Source organism: Alkalibacterium sp. AK22 (assembly GCF_000585255.1).
Classification (GTDB): Bacteria; Bacillota; Bacilli; order Lactobacillales; family Carnobacteriaceae_A; genus Alkalibacterium.
The window spans coordinates 21,947-44,787 of the sequence record NZ_JANL01000008.1; the positions used below are offsets into that span (position 1 = coordinate 21,947).

Sequence of the window (22,841 nt, forward strand, 5' to 3'; positions counted from 1 at the left end):
TCCCGCTCGATTCGTCTATAAGTGTACCATACTTGCCTAGGCATGGCAACTTAAAGGGGATACTGCTAGATATCAAAAAGGGACAACTGATTCTCGTCAGGCAAATGACTCAGCGCCTTATTAGCCTCAAGAAATTCCATTACTGTCTTGGATACTTTCCCTCTTCTGGACAAATCCTCCTTGGACAAGAACGGCTCTTCCTCTCTTGCCTCAACAATAGCATTTGCTACACTTCCTCCAAGAGAAGGCACTGCACGAAACGGCGCATATAAACTATTTTCTTCAATAGTAAAATCTGTGGCATGCGACTTATCCAGATCGACCATCTTGAACTCATAGCCACGCTCAACCATTTCATTTGCAAGTTCAAGGACGGTCAGCAGGTTCTTGTCTTTGGCCGTCGCATCCATGCCCTTGTCTGTAATTTCTTTAATTTTAGCCTTTATGGCATCCTTGCCTTTGCACATGGCCTCTAGGTCAAAATCGCTAGCTCGGATTGAGAAGTAGGCTGCATAATAGTAAAGCGGATAATGCACTTTAAAATAAGCTACCCTGAGTGCCATTAGCACATACGCCGTTGCATGGGCCTTAGGGAACATATACTTGATTTTCAAACAAGAATCTATATACCACTCAGGTACATCCTGTTCGCGCATGGCAGCCTGCCATTCATCAGGAATCCCCCGGCCTTTACGAACATGCTCCATGATTTTGAAGGCAATATCGTCTTCCAGGCCTCTGTGTTGAAGATAGACCATAATGTCATCACGACAGCCAATCACTTCTGCCAGCGGAATGTCATGTAGACGAATTAGCTCCTCTGCGTTACCTAGCCAGACGTCTGTTCCATGAGAAAGACCGGAAATCTGCAGCAGCTCGGCAAAGGTGTTGGGATTGGTCTGCTCCAGCATCTGGCGAACAAATCGTGTTCCGAATTCTGGAACACCCAGCGTACCGGTCTTAGAATAAATCTGATCTTCTGTGACCCCCAGCACTTCCGTTCCACTGAACAGCTTCATAACGTCTGGATCATTGACCGGAATGTCCAAAGGATCGATGCCGGACAGATCCTGCAGCATGCGGATCATAGTCGGATCATCATGTCCGAGAATATCAAGTTTGAGTACATTATCATGGATTGAATGAAAATCAAAATGCGTCGTTTTCCACTTAGACTCCTGATCATCCGCAGGATACTGGATAGGAGAAAAATCATAGACATCCATATAATCAGGGATAACGATAATCCCTCCCGGATGTTGTCCACTGGTGCGCTTGACTCCAGTCAGTCCTTTAGCCAGACGGTCGACTTCTGCCGAACGGTAATGAAGCTGGTGGTCTCTTTCATAGCCTTTAACGAAACCAAAGGCTGTGCGGTCGGCGATGGTGCCTATTGTCCCAGCTCTAAATACATAGTCTTCACCAAAAAGCTCTTTTGTATAATGGTGGGCCGTTGCCTGATATTCTCCTGAGAAGTTCAGATCGATATCCGGCACTTTATCTCCTTTGAAACCTAAAAATGTTTCGAAGGGAATATCATGTCCGTCCCGGTACATCGGTTCCTTACAGCTTGGACAGTCTTTTTCGGGCAAGTCAAAGCCGGAACCGACTTCTCCAGCCGTAAAGAACTCAGAATGCCGGCATTTTTTACAACGGTAATGCGGCGGCATAGGATTTACCTCTGTGATCCCTGTCATCGTAGCGACAAAGCTGGACCCTACCGACCCCCTTGATCCTACTAGGTAGCCGTCTTCGATGCTCTTGTGCACTAGCTTCTGTGAGATCAGATAGATAACAGAAAAGCCGTTACCAATAATACTATCAAGTTCTTTTTCCAGACGAGCCTCAATAATTTCCGGCAGCGGATCCCCATACAGACTATGAGCCATGTTGTAGCTCATCTGACGGATCTCTTCTTCCGCACCTTCCATTTTTGGTGTGTATAGTTCCTTCTTGACAGGTGTGATGCCTTCTTCAATCTGCTCATTCAATTGATGAGGGTTGTCAATGACAAGCTCTTTCGCTTTATCTTCACCAAGGAAGCGAAAGGCGGACAGCATCTCTTCCGTTGTTCTGAAATGAACAGACGGATTTTTCCCACTGGAAGATGAAAATTGAGAGCTTTGAGTCTCCAGAAGAATATCGCGGTAAACAGCATCTTCAGGATGGATGTAGTGTACATTACCAGTGGCTATAACTGGCTTGTTCAGCTCTTCTCCCAGCTGGATGATGTTTCGGATAATATCCTCCAGATCTGATTCGTTTCTGACTAGTTCCCGCTCGATTAAGTCACTGTAGACTTCTTTGGGCATGATTTCGAGATAATCATAGTAGCCAGCTTTCTCTTTGGCTTCTTCATAACCCTTCTGCATCATCGCTTCAAAAACTTCCCCTTTAGCACAGCCGGCTCCTACGATTATTCCTTCGCGGTGCTTTTCCAGAACCGATCGGGGTAGCCGAGGTACGCGGTAAAAGTAATCAACAAGCGACGTTGAAATAATCTTAAACAAATTTTTCAGGCCCGCCTGCGAACTGGCCCAGAGCGTTACATGACTGGGTCTGGAACGTTTGTATGCATCGCCTTCTCCCATAAATCGGTTAAGCTGATCATGGTAGTGAATATCCTCTTCTTCTTTGGCTTTTTTGACAAAAATCCACAGCAGGTGACCAGTGGTCTGGGCATCATAAATAGCCCGGTGATGCTGCTCCAAGTTAACTTTGAAGCGCTTGGCAAGAGTATTTAACCGGTGACTCTTGAACGTGGGATTGATGAAACGTGAAAATTCCAATGTGTCAATAACCGGCAGTTGGGAAGAGTCCATCCCGTGTTTTTTGTAGGCGGTATTTAGAAAGCCCATATCAAAGGATGCGTTGTGAGCAACCAGCACGGTGTCTTCTGCAAAGGCCTTGAAAGCCTGCAGGACCTCTTTTTCCGATTTTGATCCTTGAACCATGTCATCGGTAATCCCCGTCAGCTGTATCGTTGTTTCTGACAGGAGGTGACCAGGGTCGATAAACTCCTGAAATTCTTCGATGATGTTTCCCTTGTGCATTTTTACGGCAGCTAGCTCAATGATGCTGTCGTAAATGGCAGAAAGCCCGGTTGTCTCCACGTCAAAGACCACATACGTCGCGTCTCCTAAGTCGAGATGCTGTTCGTTGTAAGCAACAGGAACCCCGTCATCGACCAAGTTGGCTTCAAGACCATAAATGATCTTCACTCCATTTTTTTCACCTGCCTGATGCGCTTCCGGGTAAGACTGCCCCACTCCATGATCGGTAATGGCAATGGCCTTGTGTCCCCACTTGGCTGCCTGGGCAACAAGGTCAGTTGCACTGGCAGTTGCGTCCATCTGGCTCATATTCGTATGTGCATGCAGTTCGATCCGTTTCTTTTTCCCTTCATAAAGATCCTCGCGACTCTCATGAAAAGTCTGCATGATGTCCTGGGCGTTCATGACCAGATCACGCATAAAGGTGTCTTCCTGTATACTTCCGCGTACCTTGACCCACATGCCGGGCTTAATGGCTTCAAACATCTGCTCATCCTGCTCATTGTTTGAAAACTTCTTGCAAGTGAAAGAAGAGGAATAATCTGTAATTTTAAGCAGTAGCAGCTTTCTGCCTGAACGTAGTTCACGGACTTCAGAATCAAAAACATATCCTTCCAAAACAAGACGCCGCTCTTCTTCCACGATATCGATCATTTGGGTCACTTCATCTCCAGCAGCTATAGCCCGCCCAAGTTTGACTGGACCATTAACGTCACTGCTGTTTCTCGTCTCTTTTTTCTTTTCAACAGTTTCAACCAAGCGTGTGTACTCTTGCGCCATCAACTGGTCGCTTTCTTCTTTTCTCTGCTTAAACTCTTCAACTTTTTCCATGCTGGCCTTAGCATCCACAATCGGTTTGACTACAAAGCGTTCTGGAAATCCAAGAGAATGATATGCAGCAGATATTTTAGGTAGAAATTCTTTTTCATATTTGTCATAAGTCAGCTCCTGATCAATAATCAGCAGCCATCTGCCCTCCTGCTTTACCGGATAAGTGCTGCTTAAAAGCTGGTTGCAGATAGGAGAATCCACTTTACTTCTGCCACAGGCAGCCGGCCAGTAGTCCTTTACCTGCTTTTCGCTCACTTCCGGCTCACTGGCCTGAATAAAGAGCTCGACTTCACATATAGACCGGAAGGATTCACGAATCGCATGATTTAAGGTAACATATAAGCGAAACGGAAGAATATTCGGAAAAAGAAGTGAAATATCCCATTTCTTCTGGTTTTTGTGGACAGTGACTGCTTCCACTTCTCCCTTGGACAGTATTTCCCGATCTTCTTCTGACAGGTCGATGTTTACCTGAGCAAGCAGTGTCTGAAACAGTTCAGCTTTGTTTAAACTCAATTCATTACCCTTCTTTCTGTGTCATTAATGATTCGGGCATATAGAAAACTGAGACACGAGTGCCTCAGTTTCCTGTTGTACTTTTATTTTTGACCCTGCATCAGAATATCGATCGTATCCAGCACTTCATCTATTCTGGCTTCGATCATCTCACCTGTTTTGCGGATCGTGACTTCAACAATACCTTCTGAAGCTTTCTTACCGACGGTCAACTGAACCGGTAAGCCTATCAGCTCTGCATCCTTGAATTTTACGCCCGGCCGCTCGTTACGGTCATCAATTAAAGCAGCATAGCCTTTCTGTTTGAGTTTGTCATATAAACCCAGTGCAGCTTCTCTCTGCTCATCATTTTTCATCTGAACGGGGATGATGTGCACGTCGAAAGGCGCGACGGAGGCAGGCCAGACAAGGCCTTTTTCGTCCGCATGCTGTTCGGCGATGGCTGACAACAGACGGCTCACACCGATACCGTAGCTTCCCATGATTACCGGGGTTTGTCTACCGTTGTTGTCAAGCACTGTTGCTTTCATGGCATCACTGTATCTTGTTCCTAGTTTAAAGATATGTCCTATCTCAATACCTTTGGTAAATTGCAGACTTCCTTTACCGTCTGGTGAAGGATCTCCCTGCTTGACTACTCGAATATCTGCATAATTTTCTACTTTAAAATCTCTTCCCGGATTCACATTAATCAAGTGCTTGTCTTCCCTATTGGCTCCTGTCACTCCGTTTACGACATCTTGCACGTGCAGGTCGGCAATGATGCGGACATCTTCTGAAATGCCTACCGGCCCGACGTATCCCGGAGTCGATTTAAACAGAGACTGTATCTGCCCATCTTCTGCCGGCTCAACATCTTCAGCTCCTAGGGCAATCCTCAGTTTGACGTCATTTACTTCCTGATCGCCTCGAACTACGGCCAAAACTGGCGTAGTCTGGTCAGCTACAAACAAAACACTTTTAAGTGTCACTGATGGAGCGACATCCAGAAAAGCAGCAAGATCGGCAATCGTCTGCGTTCCCGGTGTATCTACTTCCTTCATTTCAAGTTGAACGTCGGTATTAGGTATTTTTCGGTAAAGGCTTGTTGCCATTTCCAGATTGGCAGCATACTCGCCTTGATCGGAATATACAACAGTGTCTTCGCCCGCTTCAGCTAAAGCCATAAACTCAACCGAATCCTTACCTCCCATAGCTCCCGCATCTCCAATGATGGAACGGAAATTCAAGCCACAGCGTTCAAATGAGTTGCTGTAAGCTTGAGCAATTTGATCATAAGAGTCATCTAGGCTTTCATAACTATCATGGAAAGTGTAGGCATCCTTCATGATGAATTCTCTTCCACGCATCAAACCGAAACGCGGACGCTTTTCATCACGGTATTTAGTCTGAAACTGATAAAGCATTAGAGGCAGTTTTTTGTAAGACTTAATTTCTTCACTGATCAGCTTGGCAAACGTTTCTTCATGAGTCGGCCCCAGGATAAAATCCCTCTCATGGCGGTCTTTCAGCTTGATCAGGTCTTCTCCGTATGTTTCATAACGCCCGGATTCTTTCCATAGATCTGCTGGAAGTAGGGCTGGAAGCAGCATCTCTGAACCATCAATGGCATCCAGTTCCTCCCGGATGATTGTTTTTATTTTTTCCATTACCCGGTTGGCAAGCGGCAGATAAGAATAAATGCCTGCAGATATCTGTCTGATGTAACCGGCCCTAAGCAGTAGCTGGTGACTGATTACTTCTGCATCGCTTGGTGTATCTCTCAAAGTAGGTGCAAATAATTTTGACTGTTTCATATGGACTGGTGTCTCCTTTAGTCTTTAGTTTAAAAAGAATGTCTGTATATCGTTCCAAGTAACAAGCAGCATCAGAATAAGCAGGAAAAGGACACCTATCAGAGTGATGTAGCCTTCCTTTTCCGGACTGATAGGTTTTTTTCGAATGCCTTCAATCACATTCAAAAGCAGCTTGCCTCCGTCCAGTGCCGGTATAGGCAGCAGATTCATGATTCCAAGGTTTACACTGAGAAAACCGATCCAGCTGATCAGACCTAAGGCCCCGGTCTGAACAACTGCTTCAGTTGTAGCATAAATCGCCACAGGGCCGCCGAGCTGGTCCACACTGAAACCACCGGTAAAAAAAGATCCCAGCAAGCCAAAAATTTGAGTCACGATAAAGAATGTTTCTGTAAAGCCGAAAACAATTCTGGCTCCCAAACTTTCATCTATATACGCCTCAATACCGATACGCCCGATCGTCTGGTCTTCCACTTCTTCAGCCGCAGGTGTAATGGCGGTTTCGGTAGTTTCTCCTGATTCTCTCTCTATTTCAAATGATAATTCCTGTTCAGGATTTTCGCCAATCACAGTGACCAGCTGACTCCAGCTGCCGACGGGCTCACCGTCGATTGCTGTGATTCGGTCTCCTGTTTCTAATTGAGCTTCAGCTGCAGGTGTATTTTCAGATACCGCTCCAATCAACGGTTCATTTGACCGTACCCCTCCCTGTAAAAAAGCAAGTAGGGTAAACGCCAGAATGGCCAGAATAAAGTTGTTTAACGGACCGGCGAAATTCGTCAGCATCCGGTTGAATAAAGACGCACTCTGGAATTGCCTGTCTCTCGGTGCAATCTGGATCATCGTTCCATCTTTTTCAATCAGAAGAGCATCCCGGTCAACAGCATATCGCTTCTCTTCTTTTTCGAATCCTATACGGCCAGCTATGAACAGCTCGTCATCGAAGTCAAAGGAAGTCACTTCAAGCGGAACCGTATCTATGGCTCCTTCCTTAGGCTGCAAGTCAATTCGCTGCACGTTTTCCTGTTCTCCAAGCGTTAGCTGAACTGCCATGCCGGGTCTCAAGTCTGCTTCTTCTTCGTAACCCGCCATGCGGACGTAACCTCCGACAGGCAGCAGCCTGATTGTATAGGTTGTCTCACCTTTGCGATGGTGGAAAATCTTGGGTCCAAAGCCTATGGCGAATTCACGGACAAGTATACCCGCCCGTTTCGCAAAATAGAAATGACCGAATTCATGGATCACAACGATAACTCCAAAAACCAGTGCAAATGCTAATATTGTCTGAATCATATTCGTGCTCCTTTAAGTCATAGTAGTCCGATGAGGAACAGGACGTTCAACACAAGCAGCAGACTGTCAAAACGATCCAGGATGCCGCCGTGTCCAGGAAGCAAGTTACCTGAGTCCTTCACTTCGTGTTCCCTTTTAATCTTCGATTCGATCAGATCGCCCAGTTGTCCGGCTGCAGATACCAGCACCGTGAAGCCCAGAGAAAGCAGGTAGGAGTTAAACAAAGGGAAAAATACTAGGTAGACTGCACTTACAAGAGTAGCTACACCTGTTCCTCCAACAGCACCTTCGATTGTCTTATTCGGTGAGATTGTTGGAGCCAGTTTGTTTTTTCCCCATTCCCTGCCGATCAGAAAAGCCCCTGAGTCCGTAACCCAAATCACAATAAGGACCAGCACAAGAACCGTCAGATCCAGGTCTCTTAAAGCCACAAATGAGTGAAATCCAATTCCGATATAGGTCATCATCAGTGTCAGTATTCCGATTTGGCTGATCTTAAGTTTCGATTGTCTGATTGAGTAGGCTAGAAGTAAAACGGCTGCCAGCAAAATAATTTTTGCAATGACTTGCTCACCCATCACAGGCTGCAGACGTTCGCTGAAAACAATCGCCAGTGCCCCACTTCCAGTCAGTATGGACGGGAAAGACCCGACCTTTAGTTTGTTCATTTGTATAAATTCGGTCTGACCCAGCAAAGCAGCAAGTCCCATCAGGACCTCCAGCGGCCAAGAACCTATCCCAACAATGGGGATGAAGAGCATCAGAGCGATAACAGCAGTAATGACTCGTTTAGACATGCGTTCCCCTCGGCTTTCTTATTATTTATACAGCCCCGTATCGGCGCTGTCTGTTTTTGTAGCTCAGGAGAGCCTCATCTAGAACATCCCCGTTAAATTCAGGCCAAAGCAGGTCCGAGAAATAAAATTCACTGTATGCGTTCTGCCAAAGCAAGAAATTGCTCAGCCGCTGCTCTCCGCTGCTCCTGATTAATAGATCGACATCCTGGTAGGGACTGATTGACTCTGTAAACAAATGCTGTTCAATCAAGCTCTCATTAATTTCTTTCACGTTTATTTCTCCAGCAACTACTTTTTGACAAATAGCTTGAGTGGCCTTGGCAATTTCAGCCCGACTGCCATAATTAAAAGCAAAATTAAGAATCATTCCTGTATTGTCTTTAGTTTCTTCCATAGCTTTGTATATGGCCTTTTTTGTGGATGCTGGTACTTTTTCCGGAAAGCCAATCATATTGACTCGTACATTCTTTTCCTGAAGTTCAGGAACAAAACGGTCAAAAAAGCGGATAGGCAATTGCATAAGAAAGTGAACTTCCTGAGGGGGCCTTTTCCAGTTTTCCGTGGAGAAAGCATATAAAGTCAGAACTTTGATGCCACGCTCACTTGCCCGGATAGTGACCCGGCGAACAGCTTCCATCCCTTCCTCATGTCCGTACTTTCTAGGTTTTCCCAGCTGTTCAGCCCAGCGGCCGTTGCCATCCATGATCATGGCTACGTGATTAGGTACGCTTATTTCAGTATTCTCAGCCATAATATTCGGTGTCGTCTACACCATGCCCTCCTATTTAGTGAATATACATCTCCTCTATTGTAGTAAAAATCAGACGAGATTACCATAACAATCCGTGTTTCCCCGGATATATAGAAAACCTTATATTTTTAGTATGTAAATTTATTTGCTATAATTGAAGCAGTTCCATTATCATTCTACAATCAAGGAGGACTGTTCATGCAGCGTTTAAAAAAATACATTGTCAGTATCATCGTCACTTCAGTGGTGACCAAGCTAGTCAATAAATACATCATCAGCAAGTTATAATCTATTAAAAATAAGAAAAGAGAGTCTGCTTGTATCTTTAAGGTTATGGTACGTTTCAACCTAAAGATTTACATGCGACTCTCCTTTTTTATTATCCTTCCAGAATTTCTTTTTCTTTTTCTTCGGATAATTTATCTATAGCTTTAACACTGGCGTTTGTCAACTTCTGCACTTCTTCTTCGTAGCTGTGCAGATCATCTTTAGTCAGGTCGCCATCTTTCTCGGCTTTTTTCAAAGAGTCCATTGCATCGCGGCGAATGTTACGGACAGCAACCTTGGCACTTTCAGATTCTTTGCCTACTTGCTTGGCAATTTCTTTTCTTCGCTCTTCGGTCAGAGCAGGTACGACCAGTCGAATAACGTTTCCGTCATTTGCCGGTGGAATTCCAATATCTGACTGATTGATGGCTTTTTCGATATCTCCAAGAGCAGATTTATCGTATGGGGTAATTAGAAGCACGCGGGCTTCAGGAACAGAAATTTGCGCCAGCTGATTTAAAGGAGTGGGCGCTCCATAATAATCAATGCTGATTCGGTTCAGTAAGCTTGGGTTTGCGCGTCCGGCACGGATACCACCCAATTCTCTGACATAGGCCTGCTCAGCCTTCTTCATTCTTTCCTGGGTATCTTTCATTACTGCATCTGTCACTATTTTTTCCTCCTAACGGTTGTACCAATCGTTTCACCGAGGGTGGCACGTTTGATATTGCCTTTTTCGTTCAAATTGAAAACAACTAGAGGGATGTCGTTGTCCATACTCAAGGACGACGCTGTCGTATCCATAACCTGAAGAGATTTGTTGATGATATCCAGATACGTCAATTCCTCATATTTGACAGCACTCTTATCAATGTTCGGGTCAGCTGAATACACACCGTCAACGTTGTTCTTAGCCATCATGATGACATCAGCGTGCATTTCTGCGGCTCTAAGTGCTGCTGTTGTATCCGTAGAAAAATAGGGATTACCTGTTCCACCGGCAAAGATAACTACGCGTCCTTTTTCCAGGTGGCGCATCGCTTTTCTACGAATATAAGGCTCGGCCACTTGACGCATCTCAATTGATGTCTGAACACGAGTGGGTACCCCCGTTTTTTCCAGTGAATCCTGAAGAGCCAATGCATTCATGATTGTAGCAATCATACCCATGTAATCAGCCTGAGACCGCTCCATTCCCATCTCGGCTCCAACATGTCCACGCCAGATGTTACCTCCGCCTACTACAATGGCAATTTCAACACCTAATTCGTGTACGCCTTTGATTTCTTGGCAGATCTCCTCGATTGTCGGCGGCTGTATGCCAAAACCGGCATCTCCTGCCAGTGCTTCTCCACTCAGCTTCAGAACGATTCGTTTGTATTTCGGTTCATCCATATAATCTTTCCCTCCATAATTCATACATAAACATTCTACCACATAACCAGTTCAAGGTCATCAAAAAATCAACCTGCTGTACGATTCATGCTCGCTATACCGAGAGCCTGATTCTCTCACTCGTTTGTTACTGGTTTAAACAATCGGACTGCTCACAAATTTCGGGTAAAAGCCGCAGCTTGTCTACCCGCCTGTCTACCAAAAATAACTATTTCAGCAATGGCATTGCCGCCAATACGGTTCTCACCGTGCAGCCCTCCTACCGTCTCTCCAGCCGCATAAAGACCAGGCAAAGGTAAACCCTCAGAATTAAGAACTTCAGCCTGAGTACTGATTTTAGCCCCACCCATCGTATGATGAATCCCCGGGGATACTTTTACTCCAAAAAACGGTCCTTTTAAAATAGGATAATCCAAGCCGGTCACTCTGTTAAAGTAGATGTCTCTTTGTACAGTTACTGCCTGATTCCACTGACGGATTGTATTCTCAAGATTTCTGCCGTCAATACCCGCTTCTTCTGCCAGATCTCTCAGGCTTTTTTCCTGGTGAAGCATTCCTTTAGAATCATAAAAACGCACTGCCGGCACTCTACTACTCAGCAACACATCAAAAATAAGGAAAGCCTGACCTTCAATCTGTTCGCCGATGGCTTTCGACACAACATCTCTCCTATCCATCTCGTTGACAAACCGCTTCCCTTGTTTATTGACAAGGATAGCTCCTTCTCCTCTAAGCGCTTCAGTCACAAGAAAGCGACTTTCATGGTGAACTGTCGGATGAACCTGTATTTTATCAAGATCCCTAAGTGCTCCGCCAGCTGATTTGATCAGGTCGATACCGTCTCCAGAGCTGCCCACGTGATTAGTCGTCACCATTTTCGCCAAGTCACTACGAACTTCCCTTATTTTTTTATAATTGCTGCCAAAGCCGCCTGTTGCAATAATAACTGCACCACTTTTAACAGAAATCAACCTTCCCCTTACATCTATGTATTCGACTCCATCCACCCTCTTTGACTGAGATTGAATCAGGCCGGTGACTCTGGCATTCAGCACCATTTCAATATTTCGCTGATTTGTCGCTTCAAGCAAACCCTGGACCAGATAACCCCCGATAGCCGATCCGTCACTTGGTCGGTGTGTTCTTTTGACAGTCATTCCACCAGTTGTTGTCAGACTAGACAAGCGAACTCCCAATTGATCAAGCCAGTCCACCGCACTTGCGGACTGGTCTACAAAATAGCGGAGCAAATCCGGGTCATTTGTCCGGTTGCCCCCCGCAAGCGTTTCTTCATAAAAAGTATCCGAGTCATCAGTAATCCCCTCATTTTTTTGGAAGCGTGTCTGACAGGCATTCATTCCTGCCGAAGACCTGATTGTATTTCCCCTCACAGCTGACATTTTTCCAGTATCAGCACATGTGCCCCTTTGTCTGCAGCCTCTATTGCTGCAGACAGACCCGCACCTCCGGCTCCGACCACAATGACATCATAGTGTCTAGTCTTGCTGTTTTTGCTTGCTCTCATCCTTCTTCTCTCCCCCGGTAAAAAAGTCTTTCTGCGTGCCGCTATATCAGTAAACCTGCAAAAAAAGAGCAGGGTCATCAAATACCCTGCTCTTTTTTATATAATTATTTGTTTCCTAGCTGACTTTGAACTTCTGCTGCGAAATCTTCTGTACGTTTTTCGATTCCTTCGCCCACTTCGTAGCGGATGAATGATTTAATAGACGCACCGTTTTCGCTCAGGTATTCACCGACAGTTTTGTCCGGATCTTTTACATAAGGCTGATCAACAAGGCTTACTTCAGCTAGCCACTTGTTCAGGCGACCCTGAACCATTTTCTCAACAATGTTTTCAGGCTTGCCTTCGTTTTTCGCTTGCTCGGTCAGTACGCTCAACTCGTGATCTCTTTCGTCCTGAGAAATCTCTTCACGGGTAATAAACTTAGGATTGATTGCAGCAATGTGCATTGACACATTACGTGCCACTTCTTCATCATTCGTTCCTTCAACAGTTGAAAGAACGGTGATGCGTCCGCCCATATGCTCGTAGTCTCCAAAGACATCGTTGTCTGTTTTTTCAACAACAGCGAAACGGCGAAGCGTGATCTTCTCTCCGATTGTCTGTGTTGCTTCAGTAATCGTGTCCTGAATAGATTCTCCGTTCATGTCAAGAGCCAATGCCTCTTCAACAGAAGCAGGATTGTTGTCTGCAACTGCTTTAGTGATGCCTTTTACGAGGTTCTGGAACTTGTCGTTCTTAGAAACGAAGTCTGTTTCTGAGTTAATTTCAGCGATAGCCGCAACATTGCCTTGGATTTGGACATTAGCCAGTCCTTCAGCCGCAATACGGTCTGCTTTTTTAGCTGCTTTGGATACACCTTTTTCTCTCAAGTAGTCTACTGCTGCATCCATATCACCGTCAGTTTCGACCAGTGCTTTTTTAGCGTCCATCATACCGACGCCCGTTTTATCACGTAACTCTTTTACTTGAGCTGCTTTAATGTTTGCCACACAAATTCCTCCTTAGTAGTATGTTGATCAGTGGACTGATTTTACTCGTTGTCGCCTTCCACTACTTCAACAATTTCATCTAGAGAATCAGATTTAGCTTCTTCTTCAAAGCCTTCTTCTCCCTGGTTACCTTCGATAACAGCATCAGCCATTGTCTTGGTCAACAGTTTAACGGCGCGGATTGCATCGTCGTTTGAAGGGATGATAACGTCGATTTCATCTGGGTCACAGTTTGTGTCGACCATTGCTACGATTGGAATGTTCAGTTTTTGAGCTTCCTTAACCGCAATGTGCTCTTTTCTTGGGTCAACGACGAACAGGACGTCCGGACGTTTAGGCATGTCTTTGATTCCGCCCAGGAATTTCTCCAGACGGTCACGTTCCTTGATTAGGATTCCAACTTCTTTTTTAGGAAGGATGTCAAATGTTCCATCTTCTTCCATTTTTTCAATTTGTTTTAGACGCTTGATACGCTTCTGGATTGTATCCCAGTTTGTCAGCGTTCCACCCAACCAACGGTGGTTGATGTAGTATGCGCCAGCTCTTTGTGCTTCTTCTTTGATTGCATCCTGAGCCTGTTTTTTAGTTCCTACGAAAAGGACTGTGCCGCCATCTTCAGCGATTTCACGAACGTAGTTATACGCTTGGTCGATCAGCTTAACGGTCTTCTGCAAGTCGATGATGTAGATACCGTTTCTTTCTGTAAAGATAAAAGGTTTCATTTTTGGGTTCCAGCGTCTAGTCTGGTGACCGAAATGAACACCTGATTCCAATAATTGTTTCATTGATACAACTGCCATTTGTCATTCCTCCATTTGGTTTTATATTTTCCCTCCCCGAGCATCATCTGCTTGAACACTCCATGGCATTAGAGCACCATTCAATCCATCCGCTCAGGTGTGAAATTTGGTACATTTTGCACCGCCATTAAGTATACAACATTTATTGCTTAAATGCAAATATCACTGAAAATAATCTTGCACATTTTTGACTTCTGGCGCATACTGGACTGAGAATACGAAAAGGAAGTGGAATACTGTGTTTTTCTCATCTCTTAGACTATTAGTCCGCCTGCTAGTTTTACTGCTGAACGGACGCATGACTGTTGTAGGCAAGGAAAATCTTCCCAAGGACGATAACTATATCCTGATTGCGCCGCACCGGTCCTGGATTGACCCGGTCTTTCTTGTTCTGGCTGCCTCTCCCAAGCAGTTCAGCTTTATGGCAAAGAAAGAATTGTTTAAAAATCCGGCATTTAGATGGCTGATTACTAAAATGAATGCCTTCCCGGTCGACCGCAAAAACCCGGGGCCAAGCGCCATCAAAACCCCGGTGAAAATCTTGAAAGAAACAGATCTGAGTCTAGTAATCTTCCCTACCGGTACCCGCCATTCAACTGAATTAAAAGGCGGAGCAGTGACCATTGCAAAAATGAGCAAAAAACCGATTATACCGGTCGTTTACCATGGTCCTTATACCTTTAAAGATTTACTTAAACGTAAACCGGCGATTGTACGCTTCGGAGAGCCTTTCATGGTCGAACGTAAACTAGAAGGCATCAAAGATACCACTGCTCATTATTCTGAGCGTATACAGCAGGCATTCAATGATCTGGATGCTGAATAAATCAGCTTCAGGAAACCAAAAACCAGTCACCTCAGTCAGCTTCAAAGCTGTTTCAGGTGACTGGTTTTTTTAGGTTTGCAGTCCGATATTCTGTAGTTCGTACATATCCTTGTAAGAACCGCCACGGGCAATCAACTCGTCGTGCGTTCCCCGCTCGATGATATGTCCTTTATCCAGAACCAGGATTTGATCAGCATCACGAATCGTTGACAGTCGGTGCGCAATGGCTACGGTAGTCCGGCCTTTGCGCATTCGCTGGAGACCTTCTTGAATGAGAGATTCTGTTTCCGTATCAATGTTGGCAGTTGCCTCATCCAGAATCAGAATTTTAGGATCGCGGACAATTGTACTGGCAAAAGAGATCAGCTGCTTCTGACCACTGGAAAAGCTGGCTCCCCTTTCGACTACTTTGGCGTCATAGCGGCCCGGAAGTTCCTCAATAAAGCGGTCCGCCTGAACAAAGCGTGCAGCTTCGATGATGTTACGGTCACTAATTTCCTCATTCATTAGCCGGATATTATCTTTAATGGTCCCGTAAAATAAAAATGAATCTTGCAGCACAAGTCCCGTGCGCTGCCGAAGCTCGCGCATCGGAAATGACCGTATAGACTGTCCGTCTATCAGTACTTCTCCCTGCTGGAAATCATAAAACCGCATCAGTACATTGATGATTGATGACTTTCCACTGCCAGTATGGCCAACTAGCGCGACGGTTTCTCCCGGATTGACCGTGAAGGAAATGTTTTTCAGCACATTGTTCTGACCGTCATAAGAAAAAGAGACATTATTAAATTCAATTTTCCCATTGGTAATTTGTGCGCTATCATCTTCCACCTGAGCAGGAACAAATTCCTTGTTGTCCATTACTGTCAGGATACGGCTGCTTGATACAACACCATCCTGAAACAGACTCAGGCTGTCCATTAATCGGGTAAGCGGTCTGAAAAAATCATTGGCGTAGGATGTAAAAGCATAAATAACTCCGACTTCAATTGGACTGTTCAGAGCTTCAAAACCAAAAAGTGCAAGGATAAGCACGACCGCTAATGTATAGAGCATATTAATAACTGGACTGAGCAGCAGGGCATTGATTTTCACCATAGAATAACGGGAATCAAAATAAGAGGCATTCGTCTCTTCAAACTCTTTTTGGAGGCGTTTCTCCTGTCTGAACTGCTGAATCACTGACATGCCGTTGATTGTCTCAGCTAATTTGGTATTCAGCAAACTTAGCTTGGACTTCATCTCATGATACGTTCGGGAACTGTATACTTGGTAGAAACGGATGACCAGCAGTAATACCGGCGCAAAAATCAGGATCCACAAAGTGACTGTCACGTCCAGCAAGAACATGGCGCCCAGTGAAATTACCACCCCAAAGACTCCCTGAATGATAGTCAAAAACACATGCCAGAAATCTTTCATGGCCTCCGTATCATTAGTCGCCCGAGTTATGATCCAGCCAGTAGACGTCTGATCAAAAAATCGCATCCCTAGGCGGTGAAGCTGCTCAAACAACTGCTGCCTTATATTTTGTACTGTTTTTTCGGAAGCCATATTGAATATATACAGCTCAAAGTACCAGACAGTCATACGTACAATCGTTACGGAAAAATGCAGACCCGCAAAAAAGAGAATCGTCTGAGTCGCAACCGACCCGGCAGTCAGGTGATCATCAATAAACACTTGAATGATCCGCGGCAAAGCTGCATTGGTAATGGCCAAGGCGACACTGAAGACAATCGCCAACATAAATTCATTTTTATAGGGGCGGGCAAATCTTAGTATCCGCTTGAGTATATGCATCTGTTCTTTAAAGGGAATTGTCCGTCTTTTGCTCAACTCCTGCTGTTCCATCAGCTTTCGCCTCCTTCCATTGCTCTTTCCAGCTGTTGCTGTTCGTACATCTCTTTGTACCAGCCGGCCTTTTGTAGCAGCTGCTGGTGCGTGCCTCTTTCAATAATTTCTCCATTGTCGACAACGATGATTTCTTCCGCATGCATAACTGAGCTGATTCGGTGAGCGGCTATAATTGTCGTTTGTCCCTGTCTCAAATCCTTGAGACCAGACAGAATACTTTCTTCGGTCTTAGCATCGACAGCTGACAGTGAATCGTCTAAGATCATCAATTCTGGATTGATCAGGATTGCCCGCGCAATTGAAATGCGCTGCTTCTGACCTCCGGAAAGTGAGACACCACGTTCGCCGACTTCTGTATCATAACCATTAGGCAGACCAAGGATATCATCATGGATGTCCGCAAGCTTGGCAGCCGCTTCTACTGCTTGCTGATCCAGAGTGGGATCGGCAAACCGAATATTCTCCCTTATAGTGTCGGAAAAAAGGTAATTATCTTGAGGGACATAGCCGACATGCTTAAGTAGTGCATCCAGCGTGTAGTCCCGAATGTCAAAACCTCCATACCGTATCGATCCCTTATAGTCATCATACTCCCTCAAAAGCAGTTTCAGTATAGTTGTTTTCCCCGCTCCCGTTTTTCCGACTAGGCCTAGCGTTCCACCAGCTTCAAGCGTAAAGCGGATATCACTTAGTGTCGGCCCTTCTTCATCAGGATAAGAAAAATTGCTCAGATCAAAAGTCAGATTACCTGACACCGGACGGTCGATTGCTCCCTGACGTTCCGCAATCGACGTCTCTTCTCTCAGTAAACTTTCAATCCGATCATAGCTAGCTGAACCACGCTCAATAATGTTGAATAGTCGTCCAATAGCAAACATTGGCCAGACGAGCATCCCGATGTAGTTGATGAAGGTGACAAAATCTCCTACTGAAATTTCTTCGGCAGATATCAGTGTCCCCCCGATAAAAATAGTCAAAAAATAGGATATACCCATAATAAAGGTAATGGCTGGATCAAAGAGCGAGTCGACTTTATAGACTGCTTTATTTTTAACCACTACATTATCTGTCTGTCTGGAAAACTGTTCAATATCTTCTGTTTCCTGACCAAATGTCTTGATGACTTTAATACCTTGAATACTCTCCTGAACTTTATCATTCAGATGTGAAAAAGCAGCCTGTGCATCACGAAAACGTAGATGCAATTTTTTACCTAATACTCGTGACGTTAATGCCAGCAGTGGAAGTGGGATAATTGCCAGCAAAGTCAGACGCCAGTCGACGATAAAAATCATGGCTAGTAACGTCGTGAGCCCCACACTAATGGCATCCGCCATCGTTAGGATACCACCCCCAGCTACCATACGTAAGCCACGTAAATCGTTCGTTGCATGAGCCATCAAGTCACCCGTCCGGTACTTCTGGAAAAACTGATTATCCATATTCGTAAAATGATCAAACAGCTGTTTTCTAACAATTTGTTCAAGCTTGGCTGCATTTCCCCAAATACGCACGCGCCAGCTGTATCTCAATATATATTGCCCAACTGCTGTAGATGCCAAAATCGCCAGCCACATCACTAGAGATTCTGTTGTAATGATACCCATCTGAATTTCATCGACAACAATACCGATGATCCTTGGTGGAATCAATTGCAGAACAGCTACAATGATCAGCGCAGCTATGCCAGTTAAGTAGGACCTTTTCTCCTTCCTGAAAAACCAGCTCAGCCTTTTGAATATCCCCATAATTCCATCCCCTTCTTTTTTGTATCTTTTTTGGCATCAATGTGACAGATTGTCACATTGTGTTTAAATCAAAGGACAGCTGCTTGAGCTGCCCTTTAAATGACACTTATTTCTTTTTCTTTTTCGTACTCTTCTGCTGTGTCTTCATCTGGCTCATCATCTGGTTGATTTTACGCTCAGATGGCTTCTGTCCCATTTGAAGCATCATCATACGCAGCATGTTTTCATCAATTGGAGGATTTTTTTCAAAATAATCCATCATATATTTTCTGGCAATGAAAAAGCCTCCAACGAGCCCTCCGATTAGCGCTAAAATAATAAGTAAAATAGCTAAGCCTGTATTCATTTTACGGTCACTCCTTTCACTTTCAATACTGTAGGCCTGACAAAACTGTCAGTACTGCTCACTGAACTATTTTACACAATAAAAGAGGAAAAATAAACCTTAACCTGAGTTATTGACTAATAAAAAAGCCCTTTGCTTCTATTTCAACATTACTCCACTAATTTATCAGCAATATCTTTAGAAGAAAAAACCGTTTCATCCGGCTGAACCGGATAAAACGGTCTGTAGTTATTTTTATGACAAGTAAGTGCTAACAACATTATCCACAGTAAAGCCATAAGCTTCTACTACTGCTTCACCGTTACCGCTGGCACCAAACTTATCGATAGCCAGAATTTTGCCTTCCGGTCCGGTGTACTTGTGCCATCCAAAGGACGACCCCATCTCAATAGCCAGTCTATTTGTAACAGTTTTCGGAAGCACAGACTCCTTGTACTCGTCTGATTGCTGTTCAAATAAATCGAAACTTGGCATGGAGACCACAGAAACATCTTGTCCTTGAGATTTCAGTTTCTTCTGAGCCTCAACAGCCAATGTCACTTCTGAGCCTGTAGCAATTAAAATACCGTCTGGTGTGTCACTATCCGACGGAGACAGAACGTAAGCACCTTTTTTGACCTGATCTCTAGCAGAATCTTTTGTACCAGGAAGTACCGGCAGATTTTGACGAGTCAGTACAAGCATGGTTGGTCTGTCTTTGGAAGTCAATGCAACTTCCCAGGCAGCGGCTACTTCGTTGCCGTCAGCCGGGCGCAGCACAGTGAGGTTATGCATACCTCTGAAGCTGGACAGCTGCTCAACAGGTTCGTGTGTCGGTCCATCTTCTCCTACTGCAATAGAGTCATGTGTCATGACATAGATTGCCGGAATTTTAGACAGTGCAGCCAGTCTGACGGCCGGTCTCAGGTAATCCGTAAATACAAAGAAGGTAGCCACGTAAGACTTTGTTCCCCCATGCAGCAGGATACCGTTAAGAGCTGCAGTCATTGCAAATTCACGAACCCCATACCAGATGTTACGCCCTTCGTACTGACCAGCTTTAAAGTCACTGACATTATCTATCATGGTTTTGTTTGATCCGGACAAGTCAGCTGATCCGCCCCAGAAGTTAGGTACTCGCTTGGCAATAGCATTCAGAACTTTCCCGCTCGTTGAACGAGTCGCTTCTGTCCCACCTTCTTCTGAAAACACTGGCAGTTCGGCATCCCAATCTTCAGGCAAATCACCGGAAAGAGCCAGTTCAAACTGCTCAGCCAGTTCAGGATTAGCAGCTTTATAGTCAGCAAACAAATTGTCCCACTCTTTTTCAATTTTTGGTCCCTGATCAGTCAGCTGCTCACTGAAACGACGGCTGACTTCTTCAGGTACAAAGAAATCTTCGCCTTCCCAGCCGTAAGCTTTCTTAGCTGCTTCGACACCCTCGGGTCCTAGAGGAGCACCGTGTACATTGTGTGTACCGGCGTTTGGCGCACCAAAGCCGATGACAGTTTTGATTTCAATCAAGGTTGGCTTATCGGTAGACTCCTTAGCCTGTGAGATGGCCGCATCGATGGCATCCATATCATTCCCGTCTTCTACATAGATGTGTTCCCAACCATATGCTTCAAATCGCTGGCCCACATTTTCTGAAAAGGCGTTTGATGTTGGTCCGTCAAGCTGGATATCATTGGAGTCATACAACACTACCAGTTTTCCAAGTTTTAGGTGACCAGCAAGAGAAGCTGCTTCTTGAGAGACCCCTTCCTGCAAATCACCGTCTCCACATAGAGCGTAGGTATGATGATCGACCACAGCGTAATCTGATGTGTTGTAGGTTGACGCCAAATGAGCTTCTGCCATAGCCATCCCTACAGCATTGGCAATTCCCTGACCTAAAGGTCCTGTAGTTGCCTCGACTCCGTCAGTATAGTGAACTTCCGGATGCCCTGGCGTATTACCGCCAAGCTGACGAAAATTTTTCAGATCATCTATACTAACGTCATAGCCTGATAGGTGCAGCAGGCTGTACAGCAGCATCGACCCATGTCCGGCCGACAGGATGAATCGGTCCCGGTCGAACCATTTTGAATTTTTTGGATTAGCTTTCAAGTGTCTAGTCCATAGCGTGTATGCCATCGGTGCTGCTCCCATTGGCAGTCCCGGGTGTCCGGAATTCGCCTTTTCCACTCCATCAATACTTAAGGTACGTATCGTGTCTACAGCCATCTGATCAATTTTATCGAACAATGCACTTCAACCCTTTCGTCTTCTCAATAATTAATACCCTTACATTGTACACCTGATTGTCTTTCAGTTCAATGCAGGCCAGTGAAATGACCGCACTAATGTAACACTAGTTATCTATCGTGCAGTCCCTTTTTCTTCTGGATGTCTTTGACTTTCTGCGGAGTAACATCCTGGCCGTCAGGATCGACAACTTTCATGCCTTCGATTTGATTTTTCATACCCGAACGAAAGGCCTGAATATACTCTTCTCTCAAACTTTTTTGTTCTTCTTTTTCCTGATCATTCAGTCCATCATTCCGCTCTTTTCTGACCAGCTCATTTATCCGATCAAGTTTTGCTTTCTCTAACATAAGATCCTCCTACAATTGATATTCGAATACTTTCATTTCTATCATAACATCCTTAGGTTGAAAGTGGTAGAGACACCGGCCTGTAATAATAAAACTGATGTCGAACGTTTGTTTGAATCACTCTATATATTGTGCTATACTTAATTTGTATAGCTGAACACACGTTCCATAAACTAATGAAAGCGAGGGTTAGTATAATGACTACAAGAGGCCGTAAAGGCGAAAAACAATTCGAAATACTTCAGTATATATATGAACAAGTGAATAAGAAGGGTTATCCACCTACGGTTAGAGAAATCGGCATTGCTACGGCTTTGTCTTCAACCTCAACTGTTCATGGTCACCTCGCCCGTCTGGAAAAAAACGGCTACATTCTCAGAGATCCTTCCAAGCCGCGGGCCATTGAGTTTACTAAAGAAGGACTCAATAAACTGGGTGTCAGCGAAGCTTTTGAGCAGATTCCACTTCTAGGAGTCGTGACGGCAGGCGAGCCGATACTAGCTGTAGAAGAAGCGACAGACTACTTCCCAATCCCCAATGATCTTGAGCTTGAAAAAGGGAACCTTTTCATGCTGACAATTCGAGGAAACAGTATGATTAACATCGGTATTCTTGATGGAGATCAGGTGATTGTGCGCAAGCAGGAAACAGCCAGTAATGGAGATGTGGTGATTGCCATGACAGACGAAGATGAGGCCACCTGCAAGCGTTTCTTCAAGGAAACTGATCATATCCGTCTCCAACCTGAAAACGATGATCTTGAACCTCTACTGTTGAGTGATGTGACTATACTCGGTAAAGTCATCTCTCTGTACAGAGGCTCAGTCAGCTAAAGCGTCTAATCCAGCTGACTTGCTTTACCACAGCAGTAAAAAATGCATTTCCCATGTCTCCCACAGAGGGGCCTTACGGGAAATGCATTTTTTTTCTTACTTTTACCTGATCGGTTAGTAAGTCATAAGGGTAAAGATATCATAGCCTTCAATTTTATCCCGGCCGTTCAAATCTTTTAATTCAATGAAGAAAGCTGCTCCAACTACTTCTCCTCCAAGCTTTTCAACAAGTTTAATTGTTGCGGCAATCGTCCCACCTGTTGCCAGTAAGTCATCCGTGATTAATACTTTCTGACCAGGCTTAATAGCATCCTTGTGCAACTGTAGAATGTCACTGCCATATTCCAGGCCATAGCTGACTTCAACCGTTTCTCTAGGCAGCTTGCCTTTCTTTCGGCAAGGAGCAAAACCGATTTTTAGTTCTGTGGCTACCGGACAACCCACGATAAATCCTCTCGCTTCCGGACCAACAATCATATCAACTTCCTTGTCGCGTGCATATTCTACAATTCTGGAAGTTGCTTCCTTGTATGCTTCTCCGTCAGCCATTAAAGGTGAAATGTCACGAAATACAATCCCTTCTTCTGGGAAATCATGTACAGCTGCAATATACTTCTTAAAATCCATGTTTATCCTCCG

General features: G+C 44.8%; 17 protein-coding genes and 1 pseudogene. 2 read left to right on the plus strand and 16 right to left on the minus strand.

Annotation, left to right across the window (positions count from 1 at the left end; translation table 11 throughout):
* Window positions 1-65 precede the first annotated feature (65 nt).
* The 10 genes and pseudogenes from ADIAL_RS01295 to rpsB all read right to left on the minus strand — a co-directional run bounded on the left by ADIAL_RS01295 (window position 66) and on the right by rpsB (window position 14,013).
* On the minus strand, window positions 66-4,400 hold the full coding sequence (locus ADIAL_RS01295; RefSeq protein ID WP_034299016.1) for a PolC-type DNA polymerase III: 4,335 nt from the start codon (window positions 4,398-4,400) through the stop codon (window positions 66-68).
* Window positions 4,401-4,483: 83 nt separating this feature from the next.
* Entirely contained in the window at window positions 4,484-6,196 is a 1,713-nt protein-coding gene (locus ADIAL_RS01300; protein WP_034299019.1) for a proline--tRNA ligase, read from the minus strand.
* Window positions 6,197-6,220: 24 nt separating this feature from the next.
* Window positions 6,221-7,489 (minus strand): RIP metalloprotease RseP, encoded by a 1,269-nt coding sequence (gene rseP, locus ADIAL_RS01305; RefSeq protein ID WP_034299022.1) that lies wholly within the window; start codon window positions 7,487-7,489, stop codon window positions 6,221-6,223.
* Window positions 7,490-7,506: 17 nt separating this feature from the next.
* Window positions 7,507-8,286: a phosphatidate cytidylyltransferase gene (locus tag ADIAL_RS01310; RefSeq protein WP_034299025.1), complete on the minus strand. Its 780-nt coding sequence runs from the start codon at window positions 8,284-8,286 to the stop codon at window positions 7,507-7,509.
* 25 nt (window positions 8,287-8,311) lie between these two features.
* Entirely contained in the window at window positions 8,312-9,037 is a 726-nt protein-coding gene (locus tag ADIAL_RS01315) for an isoprenyl transferase (RefSeq protein WP_034299028.1), read from the minus strand.
* A 379-nt stretch (window positions 9,038-9,416) separates the two neighbouring features.
* Window positions 9,417-9,959 carry a ribosome recycling factor gene (gene frr / locus ADIAL_RS01320; RefSeq protein WP_081757613.1) on the minus strand — a complete coding sequence of 181 codons (543 nt, stop codon included), beginning with the start codon at window positions 9,957-9,959 and terminating at the stop codon, window positions 9,417-9,419.
* A gap of 14 nt (window positions 9,960-9,973) precedes the next feature.
* Window positions 9,974-10,699 (minus strand): UMP kinase, encoded by a 726-nt coding sequence (pyrH, locus tag ADIAL_RS01325; protein ID WP_034299034.1) that lies wholly within the window; start codon window positions 10,697-10,699, stop codon window positions 9,974-9,976.
* 152 nt (window positions 10,700-10,851) lie between these two features.
* Window positions 10,852-12,302 (minus strand): annotated as a pseudogene (locus ADIAL_RS01330) (flavocytochrome c).
* Window positions 12,303-12,328: 26 nt separating this feature from the next.
* A complete protein-coding gene (tsf, locus tag ADIAL_RS01335; protein WP_034299037.1) occupies window positions 12,329-13,213 on the minus strand; it encodes a translation elongation factor Ts in 885 nt (294 codons plus the stop codon).
* A 41-nt stretch (window positions 13,214-13,254) separates the two neighbouring features.
* Window positions 13,255-14,013, minus strand: coding sequence for a 30S ribosomal protein S2 (rpsB, locus tag ADIAL_RS01340; RefSeq protein ID WP_034299040.1), 759 nt, complete (start codon window positions 14,011-14,013; stop codon window positions 13,255-13,257).
* Between the two features lie 238 nt (window positions 14,014-14,251).
* Here rpsB and ADIAL_RS01345 point away from each other — a divergent pair, with 238 nt between their 5' ends.
* Complete coding sequence (locus tag ADIAL_RS01345) at window positions 14,252-14,839, plus strand: lysophospholipid acyltransferase family protein (protein ID WP_034299043.1); 588 nt, start codon at window positions 14,252-14,254, stop codon at window positions 14,837-14,839.
* A 69-nt stretch (window positions 14,840-14,908) separates the two neighbouring features.
* Here the strand turns inward: ADIAL_RS01345 and ADIAL_RS01350 are convergent, their stop codons facing one another.
* The 5 genes from ADIAL_RS01350 to ADIAL_RS01370 form a co-directional block, all read right to left on the minus strand.
* Window positions 14,909-16,699, minus strand: a complete 1,791-nt coding sequence (locus ADIAL_RS01350) for an ABC transporter ATP-binding protein (RefSeq protein ID WP_442853020.1) — start codon at window positions 16,697-16,699, stop codon at window positions 14,909-14,911.
* Complete coding sequence (locus ADIAL_RS01355) at window positions 16,696-18,447, minus strand: ABC transporter ATP-binding protein (RefSeq protein WP_034299049.1); 1,752 nt, start codon at window positions 18,445-18,447, stop codon at window positions 16,696-16,698. The genes ADIAL_RS01350 and ADIAL_RS01355 overlap by 4 nt, the downstream gene beginning before the upstream one ends.
* Before the next feature lie 106 nt (window positions 18,448-18,553).
* Window positions 18,554-18,793 (minus strand): YneF family protein, encoded by a 240-nt coding sequence (locus tag ADIAL_RS01360; protein WP_034299051.1) that lies wholly within the window; start codon window positions 18,791-18,793, stop codon window positions 18,554-18,556.
* Window positions 18,794-19,027: 234 nt separating this feature from the next.
* Window positions 19,028-21,019, minus strand: a complete 1,992-nt coding sequence (gene tkt / locus ADIAL_RS01365; protein WP_034299054.1) for a transketolase — start codon at window positions 21,017-21,019, stop codon at window positions 19,028-19,030.
* A 110-nt stretch (window positions 21,020-21,129) separates the two neighbouring features.
* A complete protein-coding gene (locus tag ADIAL_RS01370) occupies window positions 21,130-21,369 on the minus strand; it encodes a DUF896 domain-containing protein (protein ID WP_034299057.1) in 240 nt (79 codons plus the stop codon).
* Between the two features lie 197 nt (window positions 21,370-21,566).
* Here ADIAL_RS01370 and lexA point away from each other — a divergent pair, with 197 nt between their 5' ends.
* On the plus strand, window positions 21,567-22,202 hold the full coding sequence (gene lexA / locus ADIAL_RS01375) for a transcriptional repressor LexA (RefSeq protein ID WP_034299060.1): 636 nt from the start codon (window positions 21,567-21,569) through the stop codon (window positions 22,200-22,202).
* Between the two features lie 114 nt (window positions 22,203-22,316).
* Here lexA and ADIAL_RS01380 read toward each other — a convergent pair whose 3' ends face one another.
* Window positions 22,317-22,829 carry an adenine phosphoribosyltransferase gene (locus ADIAL_RS01380; protein WP_034299063.1) on the minus strand — a complete coding sequence of 171 codons (513 nt, stop codon included), beginning with the start codon at window positions 22,827-22,829 and terminating at the stop codon, window positions 22,317-22,319.
* Window positions 22,830-22,841: the final 12 nt, after the last annotated feature.

Coding starts and splice junctions, on each gene's coding strand:
- ADIAL_RS01300 (WP_034299019.1), bottom strand. CDS start 6,196: ATGAAACAGTCAAAATTATTTGCACCTACTTTGAGAGATACACCAAGC.
- rseP (WP_034299022.1), bottom strand. CDS start 7,489: ATGATTCAGACAATATTAGCATTTGCACTGGTTTTTGGAGTTATCGTT.
- ADIAL_RS01310 (WP_034299025.1), bottom strand. CDS start 8,286: ATGTCTAAACGAGTCATTACTGCTGTTATCGCTCTGATGCTCTTCATC.
- ADIAL_RS01315 (WP_034299028.1), bottom strand. CDS start 9,037: ATGGCTGAGAATACTGAAATAAGCGTACCTAATCACGTAGCCATGATC.
- frr (WP_081757613.1), bottom strand. CDS start 9,959: ATGAAAGATACCCAGGAAAGAATGAAGAAGGCTGAGCAGGCCTATGTC.
- pyrH (WP_034299034.1), bottom strand. CDS start 10,699: ATGGATGAACCGAAATACAAACGAATCGTTCTGAAGCTGAGTGGAGAA.
- rpsB (WP_034299040.1), bottom strand. CDS start 14,013: ATGGCAGTTGTATCAATGAAACAATTATTGGAATCAGGTGTTCATTTC.
- ADIAL_RS01355 (WP_034299049.1), bottom strand. CDS start 18,447: ATGGGGATATTCAAAAGGCTGAGCTGGTTTTTCAGGAAGGAGAAAAGG.
- ADIAL_RS01360 (WP_034299051.1), bottom strand. CDS start 18,793: ATGAATACAGGCTTAGCTATTTTACTTATTATTTTAGCGCTAATCGGA.
- ADIAL_RS01370 (WP_034299057.1), bottom strand. CDS start 21,369: ATGTTAGAGAAAGCAAAACTTGATCGGATAAATGAGCTGGTCAGAAAA.
- lexA (WP_034299060.1), top strand. CDS start 21,567: ATGACTACAAGAGGCCGTAAAGGCGAAAAACAATTCGAAATACTTCAG.
- ADIAL_RS01380 (WP_034299063.1), bottom strand. CDS start 22,829: ATGGATTTTAAGAAGTATATTGCAGCTGTACATGATTTCCCAGAAGAA.